At 64.6% G+C, this 21,775-nt stretch carries 17 protein-coding genes and 7 tRNA genes; 7 read left to right on the top strand and 17 right to left on the bottom strand.

The window, feature by feature from the left end; genetic code table 11:
• From BLV60_RS32080 to BLV60_RS32035, 10 genes are all read right to left on the bottom strand, one after another.
• Positions 1 to 131: type VI secretion system tube protein Hcp (locus tag BLV60_RS32080; protein ID WP_143042660.1), on the bottom strand; the 131-nt coding region annotated here is incomplete at its 3' end.
• A gap of 580 nt (positions 132 to 711) precedes the next feature.
• Positions 712 to 1,428: an SIR2 family NAD-dependent protein deacylase gene (locus BLV60_RS32075; RefSeq protein WP_093059532.1), complete on the bottom strand. Its 717-nt coding sequence runs from the start codon at positions 1,426 to 1,428 to the stop codon at positions 712 to 714.
• Positions 1,429 to 1,500: 72 nt separating this feature from the next.
• Positions 1,501 to 1,577 (bottom strand) — tRNA-Asn (locus BLV60_RS32070).
• A 25-nt stretch (positions 1,578 to 1,602) separates the two neighbouring features.
• Positions 1,603 to 1,676 (bottom strand) — tRNA-Cys (locus BLV60_RS32065).
• 8 nt (positions 1,677 to 1,684) lie between these two features.
• Positions 1,685 to 1,760: transfer RNA gene (locus BLV60_RS32060), tRNA-Asp, on the bottom strand.
• Positions 1,761 to 1,777: 17 nt separating this feature from the next.
• Positions 1,778 to 1,853 (bottom strand) — tRNA-Gln (locus tag BLV60_RS32055).
• Positions 1,854 to 1,861: 8 nt separating this feature from the next.
• Positions 1,862 to 1,937, bottom strand: a tRNA-Trp gene (locus BLV60_RS32050).
• A gap of 15 nt (positions 1,938 to 1,952) precedes the next feature.
• A tRNA-Pro gene (locus tag BLV60_RS32045) sits at positions 1,953 to 2,030 on the bottom strand.
• Positions 2,031 to 2,038: 8 nt separating this feature from the next.
• Positions 2,039 to 2,115: transfer RNA gene (locus BLV60_RS32040), tRNA-Leu, on the bottom strand.
• 207 nt (positions 2,116 to 2,322) lie between these two features.
• Positions 2,323 to 2,532 carry a hypothetical protein gene (locus BLV60_RS32035; protein WP_093059530.1) on the bottom strand — a complete coding sequence of 70 codons (210 nt, stop codon included), beginning with the start codon at positions 2,530 to 2,532 and terminating at the stop codon, positions 2,323 to 2,325.
• A 134-nt stretch (positions 2,533 to 2,666) separates the two neighbouring features.
• On the opposite strand from BLV60_RS32035, the gene BLV60_RS32030 reads away from it, so the two are divergent.
• On the top strand, positions 2,667 to 3,620 hold the full coding sequence (locus BLV60_RS32030) for a phosphate acetyltransferase (protein WP_093059528.1): 954 nt from the start codon (positions 2,667 to 2,669) through the stop codon (positions 3,618 to 3,620).
• A gap of 10 nt (positions 3,621 to 3,630) precedes the next feature.
• Here BLV60_RS32030 and BLV60_RS32025 read toward each other — a convergent pair whose 3' ends face one another.
• Entirely contained in the window at positions 3,631 to 7,239 is a 3,609-nt protein-coding gene (locus BLV60_RS32025) for an indolepyruvate ferredoxin oxidoreductase family protein (protein WP_093059526.1), read from the bottom strand.
• A 92-nt stretch (positions 7,240 to 7,331) separates the two neighbouring features.
• Here BLV60_RS32025 and BLV60_RS32020 point away from each other — a divergent pair, with 92 nt between their 5' ends.
• Genes BLV60_RS32020 through BLV60_RS32010 form a run of 3 tightly spaced genes read left to right on the top strand, consistent with a single transcriptional unit; the run spans position 7,332 to position 10,313 of the window.
• Positions 7,332 to 7,862, top strand: a complete 531-nt coding sequence (locus BLV60_RS32020; RefSeq protein ID WP_093059524.1) for an Lrp/AsnC family transcriptional regulator — start codon at positions 7,332 to 7,334, stop codon at positions 7,860 to 7,862.
• A gap of 53 nt (positions 7,863 to 7,915) precedes the next feature.
• Positions 7,916 to 9,358: a DUF2314 domain-containing protein gene (locus tag BLV60_RS32015; protein ID WP_143042666.1), complete on the top strand. Its 1,443-nt coding sequence runs from the start codon at positions 7,916 to 7,918 to the stop codon at positions 9,356 to 9,358.
• Positions 9,359 to 9,383: 25 nt separating this feature from the next.
• Positions 9,384 to 10,313: an SMP-30/gluconolactonase/LRE family protein gene (locus tag BLV60_RS32010; RefSeq protein WP_093059520.1), complete on the top strand. Its 930-nt coding sequence runs from the start codon at positions 9,384 to 9,386 to the stop codon at positions 10,311 to 10,313.
• On the opposite strand, the gene BLV60_RS32005 is transcribed toward BLV60_RS32010, so the two are convergent.
• Genes BLV60_RS32005 through BLV60_RS31995 form a run of 3 tightly spaced genes read right to left on the bottom strand, consistent with a single transcriptional unit; the run spans position 10,291 to position 14,301 of the window.
• The gene (locus tag BLV60_RS32005) at positions 10,291 to 11,514 is read right to left on the bottom strand and encodes a CaiB/BaiF CoA transferase family protein (RefSeq protein WP_093059518.1); all 1,224 of its coding nucleotides are present in this window, start codon (positions 11,512 to 11,514) and stop codon (positions 10,291 to 10,293) included. The genes BLV60_RS32010 and BLV60_RS32005 overlap by 23 nt on opposite strands.
• Positions 11,515 to 11,559: 45 nt before the next feature.
• Complete coding sequence (locus tag BLV60_RS32000) at positions 11,560 to 12,699, bottom strand: FAS1-like dehydratase domain-containing protein (RefSeq protein ID WP_093059516.1); 1,140 nt, start codon at positions 12,697 to 12,699, stop codon at positions 11,560 to 11,562.
• A 48-nt stretch (positions 12,700 to 12,747) separates the two neighbouring features.
• Complete coding sequence (locus tag BLV60_RS31995; protein ID WP_093059514.1) at positions 12,748 to 14,301, bottom strand: acetate--CoA ligase; 1,554 nt, start codon at positions 14,299 to 14,301, stop codon at positions 12,748 to 12,750.
• A 149-nt stretch (positions 14,302 to 14,450) separates the two neighbouring features.
• On the opposite strand from BLV60_RS31995, the gene BLV60_RS31990 reads away from it, so the two are divergent.
• The 3 genes from BLV60_RS31990 to BLV60_RS31980 all read left to right on the top strand — a co-directional run bounded on the left by BLV60_RS31990 (position 14,451) and on the right by BLV60_RS31980 (position 16,965).
• Entirely contained in the window at positions 14,451 to 14,888 is a 438-nt protein-coding gene (locus BLV60_RS31990) for a PaaI family thioesterase (RefSeq protein ID WP_256329669.1), read from the top strand.
• A gap of 173 nt (positions 14,889 to 15,061) precedes the next feature.
• Positions 15,062 to 16,024, top strand: a complete 963-nt coding sequence (locus tag BLV60_RS31985; RefSeq protein WP_093059512.1) for a Bug family tripartite tricarboxylate transporter substrate binding protein — start codon at positions 15,062 to 15,064, stop codon at positions 16,022 to 16,024.
• Between the two features lie 5 nt (positions 16,025 to 16,029).
• Positions 16,030 to 16,965 (top strand): IclR family transcriptional regulator, encoded by a 936-nt coding sequence (locus BLV60_RS31980; protein ID WP_256329668.1) that lies wholly within the window; start codon positions 16,030 to 16,032, stop codon positions 16,963 to 16,965.
• Between the two features lie 44 nt (positions 16,966 to 17,009).
• On the opposite strand, the gene BLV60_RS31975 is transcribed toward BLV60_RS31980, so the two are convergent.
• From BLV60_RS31975 to BLV60_RS31960, 3 genes are all read right to left on the bottom strand, one after another.
• Positions 17,010 to 17,942 carry a dimethyl sulfoxide reductase anchor subunit family protein gene (locus BLV60_RS31975; protein ID WP_093059508.1) on the bottom strand — a complete coding sequence of 311 codons (933 nt, stop codon included), beginning with the start codon at positions 17,940 to 17,942 and terminating at the stop codon, positions 17,010 to 17,012.
• 4 nt (positions 17,943 to 17,946) lie between these two features.
• Positions 17,947 to 18,681 (bottom strand): 4Fe-4S dicluster domain-containing protein, encoded by a 735-nt coding sequence (locus tag BLV60_RS31970; protein ID WP_256329667.1) that lies wholly within the window; start codon positions 18,679 to 18,681, stop codon positions 17,947 to 17,949.
• Between the two features lie 110 nt (positions 18,682 to 18,791).
• On the bottom strand, positions 18,792 to 21,731 hold the full coding sequence (locus BLV60_RS31960) for a molybdopterin oxidoreductase family protein (RefSeq protein WP_093059504.1): 2,940 nt from the start codon (positions 21,729 to 21,731) through the stop codon (positions 18,792 to 18,794).
• Positions 21,732 to 21,775: the final 44 nt, after the last annotated feature.

The raw sequence follows: 21,775 nt of genomic DNA, 5'->3' as shown, positions 1-21,775 counted from the left end.
CCGCCGCTGACCATGTTTCCAGGCTGCGTTGCTCCCCACGCAAACGACTTGATGTCCGTCCACTCCTTGTGGTTCGAGTCCTTCGATTCGCCGTTTGCGCCTTCAACGCGCATGAACATGTCTACTGCCATGAGATCAACTCCCTCAGAAATTGCGTGCCCATCGAGGACACCGTGGAACCAGCCGCCCTCCACTTGCAGGAGGACGGCAGCGAATCGCAACCGGATGGCGCCAGCGCTGGTGACACAGCGGGGGTCGCCCCATCTTTCAGGCGCAACGCTTTCGCATTACATCGCGCCTTCGAATCCATTCGTGCCCACTTTCCATTCGATCAAATCGAAACAAGTACGCAACGGAAGGCCCGATTTTTAACAAACTTTTCCTGCTTTATCGATCTGTTGCACGGATCTTTTTTGTCTATTTCTTCAGAAAACGTCCGAAACAAAACAATAAGTTTTAAACCGCCTCATCTCTCGAAGATGCAATGAGCCAAAGGGTCTGCGAGGTGTTGGCGGTCCGCGCTACATCGGATTCGCAAGGCACGGACCTTAAGCGAGGCACCTGCGCACGACCAGTGCCAAACGGCATGCGGAGAAAGAACTACAGACGCTGCCTGCACGATGCGCTGATCGATTCGAACAAGAAAGATCAATAAAAAAGCCCGTCATCGACACGATGACGGGCTTGGGTTGGAGCAGCGCTGCGGAGCAATCACGTGCCGGCTCTCGCCTCGTGAAGCCACCTTGCCACCAAGGCCGGCACCACGTCGGTGGCCTTGCCTTGCAGGAAGGTGAATCCGTGCGGCACGTCTTCCATGTCGAGCGCAACCAGCACCTTCTGCGCAGAGCGATCCGCATACCGCACCAGCGACGCTGCCGGGTTGACGGTGAGCGATGTGCCCACCACCAGCACGCGCGCCGCGGTGGCCACATGCAACTCAGCTTCGTCGAAGTGCTGTACCGCTTCGCCGAACCACACGATGTCAGGCCGCAGTTGCGTGCCGTCCTCGCACAACTGGCCCATGGCAATGGGTTCGCCGTCGATGCGGTAGCGCCTGGGTTCAGGCTCCGACGTGCCGCGCGCATACGCGAGTTGCCCGTGCACGTGCAGCACGTTGCTTGAACCCGCACGCTCGTGCAGTGCATCGACGTTCTGCGTGACGATCACGACTTCATACGCCGACTCGAGCGACGCAATGGCAAGGTGCGCGGCGTTCGGCTGCGCCTGCCACGCCTTCGCTCGCCGCTCGTTGTAGAAGGCCAGCACCGCCTCGGGGTGCTTTCGCCAGCCTTCAGGGCTTGCGAGCTCCTGCCACGAGTAGGTGTTCCACAAGCCTTTGGCATCTCGGAACGTAGGCAGGCCGCTTTCGGCACTCACGCCCGAGCCCGAGAGCACGACGATCTTGTTCGGTTGGACTTCGGGTTTCATGCTTCGCTGCTCCTTTGGGATTTTTGCGTTCGAGTGTGGCGCTGGCGTCTATGCGAAAGATAGGCAGGTTTTTGGCTCCCCGAACACGGATCGAACGTGTGACACGCGCATTAACAGTGCGCTGCTACTACCAGCTGAGCTATCGGGGAAAAAGTGGATGGATCGAAGGATGAATGGAGGCGCGACCCGGAGTCGAACCGGGGTGGACGGATTTGCAATCCGTTGCATAGCCACTTTGCTATCGCGCCGGAATATATGGCGTTCCGCAGGGGAGTCGAACCCCTGGCTTCCTCCTGGACAGGGAGGCACTCTGGCCACTGAGTTAGCGGAACGAAAGAGAAAGAAGAGCTGGCAGACCCTCAAGGATTCGAACCTTGGATGCCGGGATCAAAACCCGGTGCCTTGGACCACTAGGCGAAGGGCCGGTAAGGGATGGCGCGCGCGGAAGGAGTCGAACCTTCAACCGTTGGGTTTGGAGTCCAGTGCTCTGCCAGTTGAGCTACACACGCGTGGAAAAAAAGAGATGGTCTGAGTGGCAGGATTTGAACCTGCAGCCTCCTGCTTCCAAGGCAGGCCGTCTACCAGATTGACACTACACCCAGAGAAAATTTGGTGCCCCAGGGGAGACTCGAACTCCCAGAATTCCGCTTCTAAGGCGGACACGTCTACCAATTGCGTCACCAGGGCTGAATGAAAAATGATGTGAGGCGACGATCCGTTCCAATGGCCGGTCTTGCCTCGGTGCTTGCGAATTTTTAAAGAGCGTTCACGAGGCCGAAGCCCGGTGTCATGCAGCACGATCGCTGCTTGAGAAATGAGTGAAGCGAAAAACAAAGAGGCCCGGAACCTTGCGGTGTCCGGGCCTCTTTTCGAGAGAGCTTGGGAGGTCTGCGCCTATGCGCTTCCTCCACCCGGTTGCACCTGATCCTCGTCATCGCACGCCCACAGATTGGTCTGAGGCTTCTGCATGGAATACGGGGACTGATCGAGCTGCTGCAACGACGGCAGCAGACCAAAGCTGAGGCCGGCATGCGATGCGACGCGCACGAACACATTGCCCGATGCGGGGCAAGTGCTGTAGATGCGGATCTGTGCGGCTTTCACGATGTGTGTCCTGTTGGCGTTGACTGGGTTTGGAATGTAAATAGTCTTTACACAATCGTCAACTACCTCGATCAACTTTTTTTCAAGTACCGTTGCGGCAACGCACCCCCTCCCCTTCACCTCCAGGAGCCCGCATGGCGTCTTCGACCCTCGCAGCCCATCCGCACTACGACCGCCTGATTGCAGCCGCGCGCAACCTGCCTCCGTTGCGCGTTGCAGTGGTCCACCCCGCCAACGCTGTGTCGCTCGAAGCAGCACTCTCCTCTGCGGCACTGGGCCTCATCGCTCCTACGCTGGTCGGCCCGCGCACAAAGATCGAAGCCGCGGCGCGCGCGATAGGCGCCGACATCTCTGGCATCGCCATCGTCGATGCACCGCACAGCCACGCCGCAGCCGATGCCGCCGTCGCGATGGCACTGCGCGGCGAGGTCGATGCATTGATGAAGGGCAGCCTTCACACCGACGAACTGATGGGCGCGGTCGTGCGCCGCGAAGGCGGCCTGCGCACCTCGCGCCGAATCAGTCATTGCTTCGTGATGGACATACCCGGCCACGCGCAGCCGCTGATCATTTCGGACGCGGCCATCAACATCGCGCCCACGCTCGAAGAGAAGGTCGACATCGTGCAGAACGCCATCGATCTCGCGCATGCGCTGCAGATGCCGGCGGTGCGCGTGGCCGTTCTCTCGGCAACTGAAACCGTCAACCCGAAAGTGCCGTCAACGCTCGATGCCGCAGTGCTGTGCAAGATGGCCGACCGCGGCCAGATCACCGGCGCGGTGCTCGACGGTCCGCTCGCGATGGACAACGCCATCGACGCCGAGGCCGCGCGCATCAAGGGCATCACGTCGCCAGTAGCGGGCCGCGCCAATGTGCTCATCGTGCCCGACCTTGACGCGGGCAACATGCTCGCCAAGAGCCTCACTTTTCTCGGTGGCGCCTATGCAGCGGGCATCGTGCTGGGCACCAAGGTGCCGGTGATCCTCACGAGCCGCGCCGACTCCGAACCCGCACGACTCGCCTCTTGCGCCGTCGCGTCCATGCTGGCGAAGGCAGGACGCGACAAGCTCATCAAGGCGGTCGGCTGAGCAGCCAGGGTCAGCGCGCACCGGCCACGATCGCAATCCCCCGGATCTGCCCCGCCTCCACAGCACGCTCCGGCTTCGGATAGCGCGCCGGTGCAAACCGGTGCAGCAACTCAGCCTCCCGCAGCTTCGCGGCTTCGAGGTTCGCGAGCTTGACGTGGCCAAAGCCACGAATCGACAGCGGCAACGCAGCAATGCGCGCGGCCGTTGCCTGGTTGCCGGCCGACAGCTCGCCAGCCATGGCTTCGAGCAGGCCATCGAAATGCACGATCAACTCACGCTCTGCGCGCCGCTCGCCAGTGCGCCCGAACGGATCGAAAGCCGTGCCGCGCAATCGCTTGCCAAGCGCCAACCAGCGCATCGCTGACAGCATCCAGCCGCCGATGCGGATCTTGGCGGGCGCCTGCCCGTGCGCACCGCGAGAAACCAGCGGCGGCGCCATGTGGAATTCGAGCTTCAACTCGCCTTCGAACTGCTCCTTCAGCTTCTGCATGAATGCGCCGTCTGTGTACAGGCGCGCCACCTCGTACTCGTCCTTGTAGCTCATGAGCTTGAGCAGGCTGCGCGCAGCATTGCGCGTGAATGGCAGGCTCGCATCGCCACCGGGCAGTGCCGCCTCGTGTGCCTGCAGGCTGCGGATGCGTGCCTCGAAGCGTGCCGCCCATGCGGCGTTCTGATAGCCGGTCAGATGGCGGCGTGCATCGGCGAGCAGCGTCTCGAGCGGGCGCTCGTCGGTCGTTGATGCATGCGCATCGACAGGCGCAGCGCGCAACTGATCCAACGCCGCAGGGTCACCCGCAGCAAGCCGCCCCAGCGAGAACGCCGACTGATTGGCCGCCACCGCCACGCCGTTCAGCTCGATCGCATGCATCAGCGCCTCCAGGCTCAGCGGCACCAGTCCGCGCTGCCATGCGTAACCGGTTGCGACGATGTTCGCCGCCAGCGTGTCGCCCAGGAACTCTTCCGCCAGGCTTTGCGCATCGAAGGTCTCGACCTGCTCTTCGCCAGCGACGAAGCGCATCTTCTCCAGCAGCAGATCCACATGCAGATCCGCATCAGGGTTGCGCAACGACTCGGCCACCGGAATCTCGTGGATGTTTGCCAGCACGCGCGTGCGCCCGTGCCGCACGGTCTGCAGCGCATCGGCCGACGCACCCACGACCACGTCGCAGGCCAGGATCGCATCCGCCTGTTGCGTGTCGATGCGCACCTGATGGAGCCGCTCGCGCGAATCGGCCAGCCGCACGAAGCTCAGTACCGAGCCGCCCTTCTGCGCGAAGCCCATGAAGTCGAGCACGCTCGCGGCCTTCGCTTCCAGGTGCGCCGCCATGGCGATCACCGCGCCGACCGTTACCACGCCGGTCCCGCCCACGCCGGTCACGAGCAGGTCGTAGGGGCCGGTCCACACATGCTCCGCCGGATGCGGCAATGCGGCCACCCGATGCAGGAAAGCATCGCGCCCGGCCGCCAGCGCGCCGCTCTTGCGGCGCAGTTTGCCGCCCGTCACGCCCACGAAGCTGGGGCAGAAGCCCTTGGCGCAGGAATAATCCTTGTTGCAGCTGGTCTGATCGATCTTGCGCTTGCGGCCCATCGACGTCTCGTGCGGCAGCACGGCCACGCAGTTGCTTTGCACGGTGCAGTCGCCGCAGCCTTCGCACACCGCCTCGTTGATGAACAGGCGCTTGGGCGGGTCGGCCAGTTCGCCCTTCTTGCGGCGGCGGCGCTTCTCGGCCGCGCAGGTCTGTTCGTAGATGAGCACCGTCACGCCCGGCATCTCGCGCAGGCGGCGCTGCACGTCGTCAAGCGCAGCGCGATCGTGAAACTCGGTGCCCTTCGGAAAGCGGTCCTTGATGTCGTCGTACTTGCCGATTTCGTCACTGACGACGACGACCTTGCGCACCCCTTCCGATTCGACCTGCCGCGCGATGGCATCCACGCTGATGACGCCATCGACCGGCTGCCCGCCAGTCATCGCCACCGCGTCGTTGAACAGGATCTTGTAGGTGAGCGTTGCCTTGGCCGCCACGGCCTGCCGGATCGCGAGGTAGCCCGAGTGGTAGTACGTGCCGTCGCCCAGGTTCTGGAACACGTGCGGCGTCTTCGTGAACATCGCGTGCGAGATCCAGTCGACGCCCTCCCCGCCCATCTGGATCAGCCCTGCCGTGCTGCGGTCCATCCAGTTGGCCATGAAGTGGCAGCCGATGCCGGCACGCGCCGTCGAACCCTCCGGCACCTTGGTGCTGGTGTTGTGCGGGCAGCCCGCGCAGAAATACGGCACGCGCTTGACCGCATCGCTTGCGTTGCCGAGCAGCTCGGGCGGCGTGAAGTCGCGCACGTGCTGCAGGTGGTCGCCCAGGTCGTGGTTGTCGGGAAAGTGCACGGCCAGCCAGTGCGCAACCAGCTCGATGAGCCGCGATGGGCGCAGCTCGCCGAGCGCCGACACCAGCGGCTGGCCGTCTCGATCGTGCTTGCCCACGAGCACAGGCCGCGCATCCGCTGGCGCGTTGTAGAAGATGTCACGCAGCTGCGTTTCGACTACTGCGCCCTTCTCCTCGACGATGAGAATCTCTTCGAGCCCCTGCGCAAAAGCCTTGATGCGTGTCTGCTCGACCGGAAAGCTCAAGCCGATCTTGTAGAGCCGCACACCGGCGCGGGCCAGTTGCTCCGGCGAGAGTTCGAGCCGGCGCAGCACTTCCATCAGGTCGTGATGCGCCTTGCCGCAGGTGACGATGCCCACCTTCGCGTGCGGGCTCACGATCACATCGCGGTCGATACTGTTGCGCTTGGTGAAAGCAGCCACGGCCGCGAGCTTGTCTTCGAGCCGCGCTTCGATGCGCAGCGACGGCAGGTCGGGCCAGCGGTAATGCAGGCCGTCCGGCGGCGCGCGGTGGCCGGTGGCGGCGCTCACGGTGTCGGCGTCTTCCCAGGCCTCGACGCGCTCGTTGATCACGTCCAGGTCCACGGTGCCGGCGCTTTCGACCACTTCAGACAGCGCCGCCATGCCGACCCAGGCACCCGAGTAGCGCGACAGCTCGTAGCCGTACAGGCCGAACTCCAGGTACTCGGCCACGCACGAGGGCTGCATCACCGGCATGCGCCAGGCCATGAAGGCATGGTCGCTCTGGTGCGGCATCGACGACGACACGCAGCCGTGGTCGTCGCCCGCCACCACCAGCACGCCGCCGTGCGGCGACGAGCCATACGCATTGCCATGCTTGAGCGCATCGCCCGCGCGGTCCACGCCCGGCCCTTTGCCGTACCACATGGCAAACACGCCTTCGACGGTGCGCTCCGGATCAGACTCGACACGCTGCGTGCCCAGCACCTGCGTGGCCGCCAGCTCTTCGTTGACGGCCGGCACAAAGCGGATGCCCGTTTCCTTGAAGCGCTCGCCGGCCTTCCAGATGGCCTGGTCGACCATGCCCAGCGGCGAGCCGCGGTAGCCGCTGACGAAGCCCTGCGTGTGCAGGCCCCGTTGCGCGTCGCGCCGGCCCTGCATCACCAGCACGCGGATCAGCGCCTGCGTGCCGGTGATGAAGACCGAGCCCGAAGGGGCCCAGAGGTTGTCGGAGAGCTGGTAGCCGGGCCGTCTGAGTGCGGCTGTGTCATGTGGGGCGTTCATGCCCGGAATTGTTCTGCGACACACCAGGGAAGTGCTTCTTCAATACACTGGCGCAGACCCTTGTTTGAAGAATAATCTTCTCGGAATTTGCCATGAACGTCGATTCTCTTTCCCTTGACGAGCATTGCCTCAAGATCCTTTCTGCACTGCAGCACGATGGCCGCCAGACGGTGCAGCAGATTTCAGACACCATCGGCCTGTCGCCCACGCCCTGCTGGAAGCGCATAAAAGACATGGAAACGGCCGGCGTCATCCGCGGCTACACGGCGCTGGTCGACCCCGAACTGGTGGGCCTGCACGTGTCTGCCGTGGCCGAGGTGAACCTCGACCGCCACAGCGAGGCGATGGTGCAGCGCTTCGAAGAGGCCGTGGCCGCGAGCCCGCAGATCATTCGCTGCGTGTCGGCCACCGGGCCCGCTGACTACATCCTGAACGTGACCGTGCCGGACATGAAGCACTACGAGCGCTTCCTGCACGAGGTGCTGTTCAGCCTGCCCGGCGTGACGCATGTGCGTTCGAGCATCGTGCTGCGCGAGATCAAGTCGGAAACGGCGCTGCCGCTCGACCACCTGCTGCCCGGCACGCCGGGCAAGCCTCGCGCGACGGGGGGCCGGCGAAGCTGAGGCCGGGCCGTGTGGAGAATGCCGGCATCCGCAGCAACGAAGACGTCCTGACCATGCCCTCACCAAAGACGACCGCCTTCTTCCCCCGCCTCGCGCTCGCCGCGCTGGTTCTTTCTTCTGCCGGTGCCGTCGCCTTCGCGGCCACGCCGACTGCGGCGCCAGCGACTGCGCAAAGCGCAGCCAAGGCCGTACCAGGCGCTCCAGTGCCTGCAGGCTCGCCGCAGCAGGCCGGCCCGGTCCACTTCCAGTTCGCCATCTACTACGCCAAGGCCCCGGCTACCGACCCGATGGCCGCGTTGCGCAGCCGGCTCGCCAAGCTCGGCGGCGGCCCGAAGCTGCTGAAGGCGGCACCCACGCCAGCGACGGCCACCGAGCCCGTGGTCTTCGCGAACTGGAACACCACCACGGTGCTCAAGGAGTACCGCGCGCCGAGCATGGAGATGCTGCAGCGCTTCGGCCGCGGCATCTCGCGCGAGCAGGCCGAAGCCCTGCAGACCGCGGACAAGGCACTCATCATCGATTTCGCGCACCCGGCGCAGCAGTCTTCGGCCGCCATGCAGAAAGCCCTGCAGCTCACACTGCAGGTGGCGCGCGACACCAACGGCCTGCTGTGGGACGAGGAAACGCGCGAGGTCTTTTCGCCCGATGAATGGCAGAAGCGCCGCATCGACACCTGGGCCGGCGGCGTGCCCGACATGTCGCAGCACACGACCATTCATGCCTACCGCAGCGGCGACCTCGTGCGGGCCATCACGCTCGGCATGTCGAAGTTCGGATTGCCCGACGTGGTGGTGAGCGATTTCTCGTGGTCGAGCAACCGGCCGATGGGCAACCTCGTCAACATGTTCTCGCAGGCGATGGTCGAAGGCGCCACGCTGGCGCAGCCCGGCCAGTACGACCTGGACCTGCGCGCACTCAAGCACGCTGCCGCGCGCGACCCGCAGCTCACGCACCTGAAGCCCAATGCCGCAGCGGTGGCCAGGCTCTCGTTGGTCAACGGCACATGGGAAAGCGGCGATCCGCAGAACCGGCTGTACGAGATCCGCTTCGATCGCTACAAGGGCCCCGACCGCTATGCGCAGCAGACCGCCATGCTGGTCTCGGTCTTCGGTGCTGACGAAGACAGCGTCACGCGGCTCAAGCACAACGACGAACTGCTCGCCGCCAGCAAGGCAGCCAACGCGCAGTTGCCCAAGCTGCGCGACGCCTTCGCCAAGGGCCTGCAGCCCGGCGAATACATCCTCGTGAAGGCACCGTTCACCACGCGCAGCGGCAGCAACGAATGGATGTGGGTCGAAGTCGCGCGCTGGAACGGCGACGTCATCGAAGGCCTGCTGAAGAACGAGCCGGTCGAGGTGCCGAACCTGCACGCGGGCCAGATGGTGAAGGTCTCGCAGGCCAAGGTGTTCGACTACATGCGCCGCTACGCGGACGGTCGAGAGGAAGGCAACGAGACTTCCAAGATCATCGCGCGCATGCAGAATCCGAAAAAGTAAGAGGATCAATCACCGAGGCCCTCCAATGCACATTCGCGAACTCGCCACCGGCCTGCAGTTTCCCGAAGGCCCGATCGCCATGGACGATGGCTCGGTGCTGCTGGTCGAGATCGCGCGTGGCACGCTCACCCGCGTACGTGCTGACGGACTGGTGCAAGTGGTTGCCGACCTCGGCGGCGGGCCGAACGGCGCGGCCATCGGGCCCGATGGTGCGGTCTATGTCTGCAACAACGGTGGCTTCAAGTGGCACACAGAAGCCGACGGCTGCTTGCGGCCGGTCGGCCAGGCCGAAGACTATTCGGGCGGCCGCATCGAACGCGTGAACCTCGCCACCGGCCGCGCCGAGCGCCTGTACGACGCAGTCGAAGGCGGCGCGCTGTGTGGCCCCAACGACATCGTGTTCGACGCACAAGGCGGCTTCTACTTCACCGACCTGGGCAAGGTGCGCGAGCGCGATATGGATCGCGGTGGCCTCTTCTACGGCCATACCGACGGCGCCGCCGCAGGCACCATTGCACGGCCGGTGATGACGCCCAACGGCATCGCCCTTTCGCCGGACGGCAACACGCTCTACTACGCCGAGACCGAGGGCGCCCGCGTCTGGGCCTTCGACATCACCGCGCCGGGCCGCGTTCGCAAGGACGGCTGGCCCTCGCCGCATGGCGGCCGCATGCTCTGTGCCTCGCCGGGCGGGCACTACCAGCGCTTCGATTCGATGGCGGTCGACGCACTTGGCAACCTTTGCGTGGCGACGCTGCTGCACGGCGGCATCAGCATCGTGTCGCCCGATGGCAGCACCGTCGAGCATGTGCCGCTGCCCGACCGCTACACCACCAACATCTGCTTCGGCGGGCGCGACCGGCGCACGGCCTACGTCACGCTCTCGGGCAGCGGGAGGCTGATTGCCATCGATGACTGGCCGACGCCCGGGCTCACGTTGAACTTCGAAGCCTAGCAAAGGGAATGGCCGTGTTCGGCGCGGGCACGACGCCGTCGGCAAACAGTTGCTCGATCTCGAGCGCGGTGAATCCGAGCGATTCCAGGACGCAGACGGCGTCTGAATTGAAAGGCCGAGGACTCGCGCCCGGCGAGCCTGGCGTGCCGTGCAACCGGACAGGAAGACCGATTCCCTTGTAGTCATCGCGAGCGACCACCATCTCGCGATGCTTTGCGTGAGGCTGGGCAAAGGCCTCCGACACCGAATGCACCGGCGCCGCGGGCACCCCCGCCGCCATCAACGCATCGCACAGCATCTTGCGCGCGCGGTGGCAGATGGCGTGTTCGATCTCGACCCGAAGGGCATCCCGATGCTGCAGACGCCCAGCGTTGTCGGCGAAGCGTTCGTCCACCGCAAGGTCAGGTCGTTCGACCACACCGCAGAAGCGCTCGAACTGGCCACGGTTCATGATCCCGAGAAAGATCTCGCCGTCGCCGCACGTGAAGCGGTCGTAGGGCGCAATGTTGGGATGGGCGCTGCCGAGCAGACCCGGCTCCTGATGCGATTGAAAGTAGTTGGCCGCATGCGGGACCAGCAGGCTCAGCGCCGCATCGAACAGCGTAGCCTCCACGTGCTGCCCTTGGCCCGAGACGTTGCGGCCTTGCAGCGCAAGCAGGATGCCCGACAGCGCGGTGTAGGCGGTGAGGTGGTCGACGATGGGCACGCCGATCCGTGTCGGGCCACTCGCCTGTTCGCCATTGACGCTCATGAGTCCGCACAGCGCCTGCAGCACCGCGTCATAGCCGGGCAGCCCACCCAGCGGGCCGTCTGCGCCAAAGCCGCTGATGCTGCAGTGGATGAGGCGCGGGAAGCGCTCCTTGATCCACCCTTCGTAAGAAATTCCCCATTTTTCCAGCGTACCGGGCAGAAAGTTCTCGATCAGGACGTCGGCCTCCTCGAGCAACCGTTCGAGGATCCGCCGTCCCGGCGGCTTCGAAAGATCGATGCTGATGCACTGCTTGCCCCGGTTTATCGCGCCGAAGTAGGACGCGTCACCGTGCCGGTCGAAGGGCGGCCCGAGCGTGCGGGTGTCGTCACCACCGGGCGGCTCCACCTTGATCACATGCGCGCCGTGATCCGCGAGCATTTGCGAGCACATCGGCCCCGCCAGCACGCGCGACAGATCCACTACCCGAATGCCGCTGAGCGCACCACGCATCGTTTGTCTTCCTTGTTGGCCTTTTTTTGTTTCCGGCCGCAAATACTAGCCGCGGCTGGGCAATTCAACCACGCCGGAACCGAGCACGGAGAGCTCATCGTCCTGGTTGCGCGCCTCCTGCTCGATCTCGACCAGATGCTTGCCGTCCTCGACGTACTTGCGCTTCACATGCCCCTTGATGAACAGCATGTCGCCCTCGGGGTTGTGGCGGCGGATCTTGCAGCTGGCCTTCCGCAGGAAGCCGTCGTCGCCCATCCAGTTCGTCAGGTGATGCGTGAGCCAGGAAGTGCGCTCCGGGCCGTAGTCGTAGGCGCCTGGCGCGCCCACTTCAAGCGCGAAGTCTTCTTCCCAATGCACGCGCTCGGGCACGTCGGGAATGCCGAAGCGGTTGGTAATGCCCACGCCGGGATGCGCGTCGATCAGCTTCCAGGCCATCTTGTTGGCACGGATATAAAGGCCGCCCCAGCCCTGCGCATAGGCGATGAAGCCGGTCACGGTCATCGGGCCCTTGAACATCACAGGCAGCGCCTCGCCTTCGACCACGTCTTCCCAGTAGCGCGGGGTCGCGCCGCGCACTTCCTCGTTGCGATAGAGCTTGAAGGCCTCCTGGATCTCCTCGGGCGAGTACTGCCGGGGCGTGCGTGCGCGCACTTCCTTGTACTTCGTGCCCTGCTCCCGGGCATGATCGCGCTCGGTGCGGAAGCACCAGCTGTCGGCCTCGGACACCTTGTCGCCCTTCTGGTTGTAGAAGTCGACGTGATAGATCTGCTGGACCGCGCGGCCCGCGAAACGCGTCTGGTGCTCGACCAGGTCCTTGAGGTAGGCCTCGGTGCGGATCTCATCATTGCGCAGTACGGGCTTGTGCCAGGTCCAGTCGGCGCCCGACCACATCGCATGCACACCCGGCAGGCCACCCACATAGCCCGACACGATCCGGCTGGTCGAGAACAGGAAGCTCGGAAGTGCCACGACGCTGCCGTACCTCGTCTTTGCGGCATAGGCCGGATCGCACCAGAGCGGGTTGTCGTCTCCGATGCCGTGTGCGTAATGGCGAATGTTGTCGCGCGTGGCTTCGTAGCACCATGGCTCCTGGGTGTTTTCGATCTTCTGGCCGATGCGCTCGCGCAATTCGTCCAGGCCGCGCTCGGTGATCTTCGGGAAGGTTCTTTCGCTTTGCACAGACATCGTTGGTCTCCTGGTGGTTGTAGATGAGAGGGTTGGGGAATAAAGGGGTCAGACGCTCGCGGGCTGCCGCTCGCGGTCTCGCAGGACCTTGCGATGCACCTTGCCGGCGGGTGTCTTGGGAAGGTCCGACACGAAGACCACGTGGCGCGGATACTCGTGCTGGCTCAGTCGGCTGCGCACGAGGTCCTGGATTTCCTTGGTGAAGGCATCACTGCCCTCGCGCTCCGTGACGACAAAGGCCTTCACCACCTGGCCCCGGAGTTCGTCGGCTACGCCAATCGCAGCGGCCTCGCGCACGTCGGGGTGTTTGAGCACCGCGTCTTCGATCTCCACCGCGCTCATGGTCCAGCCCGCGGAGATGATCACGTCGTCGGCCCGGCCAGCGTGAAAGAAGTAGCCGTCCTGGTCGACCTTGCCCAGGTCCTTGGTGGGCACCCAGGCGTCGTTGCGCCAGATCTTGAGTTCGCCCACGACACCCGGTGCACATGTCTTGCCTTCCGGGTCCTGAACATCGACCCGCCCTCCGGGGATGGGCTTGCCGAGCGAACCGGGCTTCACCTTGAAATCCGCAGCGCCGGGGTAGTTCACGAGAATCACGCCGATCTCGGTGGTGCCGTACATGCTGCACACGGGCCGCCCGAAAGTGGCGCGGACGAAATCTTCTGTTTCGCTGTCCATCGGCTCGCCGGTGAAGGAAACCTTTTCCAGGTAGTACTTGTATTTGTCCGCGGCACCTGAGTTGCGCATCATCCGGAAGTGCGTTGCCGCGGCCGAAATGTTGTTGAAGCGGCCGTGTTGCAGGGCCTTGAGCAGCCGTGCCGCATCGAACTTTCCGGAGTAGGCGCCGATGGTCACCCCGAGCGCCAGCGGCGCCAGCGTGCCGTGCCAGAGCCCATGCCCCCATGCGGGAGACGACGGGCAAAAAAAGCGGTCACCGGGCCGGACGCCGGTGCCGTAGAGCGCCGCCAGCATCAACGTGACGAGTGCGCGCTGCTTGTGCTTGACGGCCGCCGGCAATTCGCGGGTGGTGCCGGACGTGTACTGGAATATCGCGTAGTCCTCGGCCGTTGTCCGAACCTCGAAGGTGTCGGGGAACGCACTCAGGCTCTGCACGAAGCCGCCATCGGCCACGAGCACCTCGACACCGTCGATGCCTTGGGACACCGGCGCCTTCTCGGCATTGGTCACGAGAATTTTCGGCTTGCAGTCTTCCACGCGCAGGCGAATGCCGTCCGGGCCAAAGAGCGTAAAGAGCGGCACGGCGATCGCGCCCGTCTTGATCGCGCCGAAGATCGCCACGTAGAAGGCCAGCGAGGGCTCGAGCATGACCGCGACGCGATCGCCGGGCTGGACGCCACGCGCCACCAGCAGATTGGCGAAGCGATTCGACAGGCGCGACAGCGCCTTGAACGTGATGACCTCTTCGCTGCCATTCGCATACGCCACCACGATGGCCACCTTTCCTTCGCTCGCATGGCGGTCGACGCACTCGTAGGCGATGTTGAACGACTGCCGGTCGCCGTCGAAAAGCGCCCAGAGCGTCTCCGTCGAGCAATGCGACTGTGCGTCTGAGAAGGAGGTGTAGTCGGTCAGGTGGGTCATCAGTTCAGGTCCTCTTGCGATGCCTGAACTATGCGACTCACGATGTTTCATTGTCAAATACGACTCTGTTTTGTATATAGACAAACCCACGAATTCAGTTGCGGTAGAAAGAAGACCTTCGACATCCTCCAACGAACACCTCTCATGCCATGGAAGAACCCATCGATCCATTCGAGAACCTTGCCGCTGCAGGCTGGCGTCGCATCCGCACAGCCGGTGCCTTCATGTCGACCGCCGGACCGCTGTGGACCAGGCGCGAAGGCACGAGCTGGGTCTACGCCGTCTGGTCGACCGACGCTCATCTGAACCCGGCGGGTGTCGTGCACGGTGGCCTTCTGGCCACCTTGACCGATCACGCGATCAGCACCGTGGCCTGGGAGGCCGCCTCACGCATGCCCTGCGTGACGGTGCAGCTGGACACGCAATTTCTGGCGCCGGTAGCAGCCGGCGTGCTCGTGGAAGCTCGAGCGCAGCTGGTGCGCCGCACCTCGAGCCTGCTGTTCATGCGCGGCCAGCTGCAGGCTGCGGGTCAGGAGGTTCTGGTCGCGCAGGCGCTCATGAAAGTACAAAAATTAATTTTGTCTTAGTACAAATTTGCATCTTCTTTGACAATTTCATCCGCGACTTTGATACTTGATTCAACCCGTCCGACCGTGGTGTGCCATCGAATCACAACACTCCGAACGGAGGCCAGGCCTGTGACACAGACCCGAAAAAGGGCGTCAGGCCCGGACCGACGATGCCTTCACAGGAGACAAAAATGAGACTTTGGAAACTGCTCGCCACGGGCTGCGCAATCGCTCTTTGTTCGCACGGTGCGCCGGCACAGACCTACCCCACCAAGCCGATCCGGATCATCGTGGCCTACCAGGCCGGGCAAGGCACGGACATCGCCACGCGCTATCTGGGCAATCTGCTGGCCAAAGAGCTGGGGCAACCGGTCATCGTCGACAACCGGCCGGGCGCCGGTGGCAATCTCGGCACCGAGCTTGCCGCCGACGCGCCGCCCGACGGCTACACGCTCACGATGGGGACCAATGCCACGCATGCGGTCAACCAGTACCTTTATGCCGGCCAGCGCATCAAGACGGAGAAGGACTTCGAACCGATCGTTCTGACGGGCAGCTTTCCGATGGTGCTGGTTGTGAACGTCAAGTCGCCGATGCGATCCATCGGCGATCTGGTGAGTGCGCTCAAGAGCGACCCTCGCTCCGCGGACATCGCGACACCGAGCACGAGCGCCCGCCTGGTCATCGAACTGCTCAAGGAGCGCTCCAGGCTCCAGATCTTCCAGGTGCCGTACAAGGGCTCCGGCAGTGCGATGACCGATGTGCTCGGCGGGCAGTTGCCGCTGCTGATCGATACCCCCACTGCATTGCGCTCGCAGCTGCAGGCAGGCCACGTGCGCGCTCTGGCCGTCACCTCTGCGGTGCCGAGCGCGCTCGTCCCGGGCATCAAGCCGGTGGCGGAACAGGGCTATGCGGGATTCGAGGTCATCGCATGGAACGCGCTCTTCGCGCCACACGGCACGCCTTCGGCCACGCTGGACGTGTTGAACGAAGCAATGAACCGGATTCTCAAGAAGCCCGAGACCCGCCAGCAATTGCTGGAGTACGGTTTCGACCCGGGCGGCGGCACGCGCCAGCAGCTGGCCGAGTTCGTGCAGAGCGAGCGCCGAAAGTGGGAGCCGATCATCAAGACGTCGGGAATGAAGGCGGACTAGGACCGATGGACACCATGACTGCGCTGACCGACCCTCTCTCCGCTATCGGGAACACCTGGGCTGGCCTGGTTCGCCGCGCGCCTTCTGGGATAAGCTTGCGCCCGCCAATCGCAAGCCCCATGAAGTCCAGTTCCTCTTCCGCCTCGAAGCCAACGAAAACAGGCGCCAAGCCCACCAAGCCCGTGCGTGTCAGGCCGGTGCCCGGCGTCACGCGGGCCATCGCGATCCTGCGACTTCTCGGGCGCTCCGCGCATGCGATGGGCGTCAAGGCCATTGCCGATGAACTCGAACTCGTCCCCAGCACCTGCCTGCATATTCTTCGTGCACTCATCGTTGAAGACCTGGTCAAGATCGACAGCGACACCAAGCGCTACTCGCTGGGAACCGGCATGTTGAGCCTGGCCCGCAGCGCGATCGAAAGCAGCAGCTTCGCCAGCCTCGCACAACCAGTACTCGACGTTCTGGCCAACGAGTGGAACGTAACGATGATCGGCGTCGAAACCCATGACATGGAGCCGATGGTCGTGCTGGCCTTGTCGCGCTCCAACGCTCCCTTCCGCCTGCATGTGGATGTCGGCAGTCGTTTCCCTGCGCTGGTCAGTGCCACGGGGCGCCTGGTGGCGGCCTTCAGCAGCGAGACGTGGCCGCAGATCGAAAAGCGTTTCAAGGCCCTGCGATGGGACAAGCCAATCGATCTTGCCACCTGGAAGCGCGAGGTCGAGCAGGTCCGCAAGCGCGGCTTCAGCATCGATCGCGGCTACTACATGAGCGGCGTGACGGTGATTGCCGTGCCGCTGCTCGATGCCTCCGGGCGGGTAGCGCACACACTTGTCGCCACTGGCCTGTCTGACAAGTTGGCCGGTGCGGCCGGCACCGCTCTGGCCTTGGCCATGAAGAAGGAAGCAGATGCGCTGTCGACGCTGCTTCCATCACGCAGGTAAGCAGGCCTGCCTTCTCGAGCCGAGCGCGATCACGCTGTTGCTCGCTAAGACACCACCTGGTAGTACAGGTTCTGCGGGTGCTTCGCCTGCGCGAAGAAGAACCAGCGCTCGGCAAGCAGGCCCGGTGCCTGCACCAGCACCGCGAGCAACCACGGCAACACCGCGGCACTCGCAAGGCCCCACACCAAAAGCAACGCCGGCAACACGAAGGCCAGCAGCAGAAACCCAAGCTTCATGTTCTTCAGCGCAGCCAGCGATGCACCATGAAAGAACTCGCGCGTGTTGAACGACCCGGCCGACATGCCCATCGACTTCTGAACCAGCTTCTGCGTGCGGATGCCAGTGGCGGACTGCAGCGTCGATTTGTGGCGGATGCCCGCGTTGCGCCGGAGCGCTTGCCCGCGCGCAGCCCACGCTGCCAGCGTGGCAACCAGCGCACACGGCCCGAAGACTTGTACGAAGCGCGCCTCACCGCTCAAAGCCGCCATTGCACAGGCCAGCACCAGCCCCGACGACAACCCGATCAGCGTGAAGTTGACGATAGTCAGCGGATGCGCCCATTCCTCGATGAAGCTCAGGCAGGCATAGATCATCGCGGTGCAGTACCAGAGCGCGACGGCCCCGCACAGCACCAGCACGGGCAGCAGCCACGACCACGGCGCGCCGATACCCAGCATCAGCGACAGCCACCACAGCCCCACCAGCGCGATGAAGGCTGGCAGCACGATCACCTCGCGCGACATCCACGAAGTGCGCCACATCAGCACTGCACGCCACGCACGAGTCTTGCGCCCCAGGTGCATGAACGATGCGGCAAGCCCGGCCACGAGCAGCACTTCGGCAACACCAAGCGCCAACGTCAGGAAGCCGGGTGCCAGCGCAAGGCCGAACAGCGCCGCAAGCGCGAGCGTGAAGACCAGCCCCTGAGCCGCGCCGGCCAGCGTGGTGAAGAAAAGAATCGAGAACGCGGGATGCATCCGGCTACTCCCGCGCGTCCGTTGCCTGCGGGGCTTGCGTGATGTGACGCGGCAGGTACTGGTTGGCCGGGCTGGTCTCCCACTCGGGCATCAGTTGGTAGCCACCGCGCTCGCGGATGGCCTTCGACACTTCGGAGTCCGGGTCCTTCACGTCGCCGAAGATGCGCGCGCCCGTGGGGCAGGCCTTCACGCAGGCCGGCTTGCGGTCTTCCTTCGGCAGTTGCTCGTCGTAGATGCGGTCCACGCACAGCGTGCACTTGGTCATGACCTGGCGCTCTTCGTCGAGCTCGCGTGCGCCGTAGGGGCAGGCCCATGCGCAGTACTTGCAGCCGATGCACTTGTCGTAGTCGACCAGCACGATGCCGTCTTCCTTGCGCTTGTAGCTCGCGCCCGTGGGGCACACGGGCACGCAGGGCGGATCTTCGCAGTGCAGGCAGCTCTTGGGGAAGTGGATGGTTTCAGTGACCGGGAAGGCGCCGGCCTCGTAGGTCTGCACGCGGTTGAAGAAGGTGCCGGTGGGGTTGGCGGCATAGGGCCGCTCGTCGGCGAGCGGGCCTGCGCTGCCGGAGGTGTTCCATTGCTTGCACGAGGTGACGCAGGCGTGGCAGCCGACACAGACGTTGAGGTCGATGACGAGGGCGAGTTGCTTGGCGAGTGTCTCGCCCTGTGCCGCACGCACCGTGTTGCTCCCTCTCCCGCTGGCGGGAGAGGGTTGGGGTGAGGGTGCAGCGGCCTTCATGACGGCAAGGCTTCCAGTTCCAGCGCCGCCGCCCTCACCCCAGCCCTCTCCCGCTTGCGGGAGAGGGGGCAAGACCGGAGCCGACGACATCAGGTCCTTCAACCACTGCATCATTTCCTCCCCCTCCCCGCAAAGTACGTCAACACGCTCGCCGCCTTGCCCAGCACCCCGGGCACCGCCGGCATGCTCGCGATCTGCGGGTAGCTCTCTTCGGGCTCGCCCGGTTCGGCCGGCCGTATGCGCACGCGCACGTCGTACCAGCCGGCCTGCCCGGTGATCGGGTCGGAGTTGCTGATGGTCCCGCTCGCAGTGCCGGCGCAGGGCAGCTCCTCGCTGATCAGGTGGTTCAGCAGAAAGCCCTTGCGCGCCTCGTCCGCTCCAGGCGCCAGCTGCCATGCGCCGTCCGCCTTGCCGATGGCATTCCACGTCCACACAGTGCCAGGCTCCACCGCCTCGCTGTAGCGCAGCATGCAGCGCACCTTGCCCCAGCGGCTCTCGACCCAGCACCAGCCGCCATCGGCGATGCCAGCGGCCTGCGCGGTCAGCGGATTCACGTGCAGGTAGTTGTGGCTGTGTATCTGCCGCAGCCACGCGTTCTGCGAGTCCCACGAGTGGTACATCGCCATCGGCCGCTGCGTGAGCGCATTGAGCGGGTACGCATCGAGATCGGTCGCAGCCTCCTCGAGCGGCGCATACCAGAACGGCAGCGGGTCGAAGTATTTGTCGATGCGCTCACGCAGCGCATCGGGCGGCTGCCGCCCCGCGCTCTTGCCCTGCGCCGCAAGGCGAAAGCTCTGCAGCGTGTCGGAGTACAGCGCCAGCTGCACCGGGTCGTTGCGCTGGCGCCAGCCCTTGTCTTTTGCGAAGTCCAGGTATTCCCGGTTCCAGTTGCGCATGTAGTGCATGGTCTCGGGCATGTGGTACTGGAACACGCAATTGTTCTGCGCGTACGCCTCCCACTGCTTCGGATTGGGCGCGCCGCGCAGGTGCTCGGTGCCGTCTTTGCCGCGCCAGCCCATGAGAAAGCCGATGCCCGGCTGCGGCTCGAAGTTGACGACGAAGTCGGGGTAGCCCGTGAACTTGCGCCCGCCTTCCGGCGTGGTGAAAGCCGGAAACTTCAGCCGCGAAGCCAGCTCGATCAGCACTTCCTGGAAGGGCCTGCACTCCCCCGTCGGTGGCACCACCGGCACGCGCACCGAGTCCACCGGCCCGTCGAATTCGGAGATCGGCCGGTCGAGCATGCCCATGACGTCATGGCGCTCGAGGTACGTGGTGTCGGGCAGCACCAGGTCGGCAAAGGCCACTGTCTCGCTCTGGAAGGCGTCGCACACCACGAGGAAGGGAATCATGTGCTCGCCCTTCTCGTCCTTGCGGTTGAGCATCTCGCGCACCGCCATCGTGTTCATGCTGGAGTTCCACGCCATGTTGGCCATGAAGATCAGCAGCGTGTCGATGCGGTACGGGTCGCCCTTAGCCGCATTGGTGATCACGTTGTGCATCAGCCCATGCGCCGACAACGGGTGCTCCCACGAAAACGCATGGTCGATGCGGATCGGCGAACCATCGGGGTTGATCGCCAGCTCCTCCGGGCTGGCCGGAAAGCCCAGCGGTGCCGCATTGAGCGGCGTGTTCGGCTGGATCATTCCAGGGTCGTTGAAGGCCCGGTAGTTCGGCACGATGTGACGCGGATACGGCGCCTTGTGCCTGAAGCCGCCCGGTGCGTCGATGGTGCCGAGCACGCTCATCAGCACGGCCAGCGCACGCACGGTCTGGAAGCCGTTGGAGTGCGCCGCCAGCCCGCGCATCGCATGGAAGGCCACGGGGCGCGCCTGCGTGGTGGCGTGGTGCTTGCCCCATGCATCGGTCCACGGAATGGGCAGCTCGAAGGCCTGCTGCAGCGCCGTCTCGCCCATCTCGCGCGCCAGCTTGCGAATGCGCGCCGCGTCGATGCCGGTGATGGCCTGCGCCCACTCGGGCGTGCAGCTCGCTACCCGCTCGCGCAGCAGCTGGAATGAAGGCGCGACGCGCGTACCGTCGGCCAGCGTGTAGTGGCCTTCGAGCGCCGGATCGCAGCCGTCGGCAATGCCTTCGGGATACGCGGGCATCACCGTGCCGCTGGCCTTGTCCCACACCAGCTTGTTGTGCGGGTTACGGCCGTCGCCCGGTGGGCCGCGTTCAGGGTCGAAGGCAAACAAGCCTTCGCGCTCGCAGTTGTCGAGCACCACGAGCTGCGGTGCGTTGGTAAAGCGCTTGAGGAAGGCGTGGTCCACAAGCTCGTTGGCTATCAGCTCATGCAGCAGCGCCATGAACAGCGCGCCGTCGGTCCCCGGCTTGATCGGAATCCACTCGTCGGCAATCGCCGAATAGCCCGTGCGCACCGGATTGATCGAAATGAAGCGACCGCCAGCCCGCTTGAACTTGCTGATCGCGATCTTCATCGGATTGCTGTGATGATCTTCGGCAGTGCCGATCATCACGAACAGCTTGGCGCGCTCCAGGTCGGGCCCACCGAATTCCCAGAAGCTGCCGCCGATGGTGTAGATCATTCCCGCGGCCATGTTGACCGAGCAGAAGCCGCCGTGCGCCGCGTAGTTGGGCGTGCCGAACTGCCGCGCGAACAGGCCCGTGAGTGCCTGCATCTGGTCGCGCCCCGTGAACAGCGCGAACTTCTTCGGGTCGGTCGCGCGGATCTTGCCGAGCCGCTCGGTGAGCATGTCGTAGGCGCGCTCCCAGCTGATGGGCTCGAACTCGCCGGCTCCGCGCTCGCTGCCGGCCTTGCGCAGCAGCGGCTGCGTGATACGTGCCGGCGACACCTGCTTCATGATTCCCGACGAGCCCTTGGCGCAGATCACGCCCTGGTTCAGCGGATGGTTCGGGTTGCCGTCGATGTAGCGAACCTCGGGACCCTTTTCGCCTTCACGCAGGTGCACGCGAATGCCGCAGCGGCAGGCGCACATGTAGCAGGTGGTGGTCTTGACCGTGGTGTCGGCCGTGGGCGTGGGCGCGACCAGCGGGTCGTGCACCGGCTCGCGAGACAGGAAGCTGAACACTGGCGGTCCTTTGTTTTCAGGCGGGGTCCGTGCGATGTTATGCA

This window comes from Variovorax sp. YR634, from assembly GCF_900106655.1.
Lineage (GTDB): Bacteria > Pseudomonadota > Gammaproteobacteria > Burkholderiales > Burkholderiaceae_C > Variovorax.
This window is presented reverse-complemented; position numbering and strand designations above follow the sequence as displayed.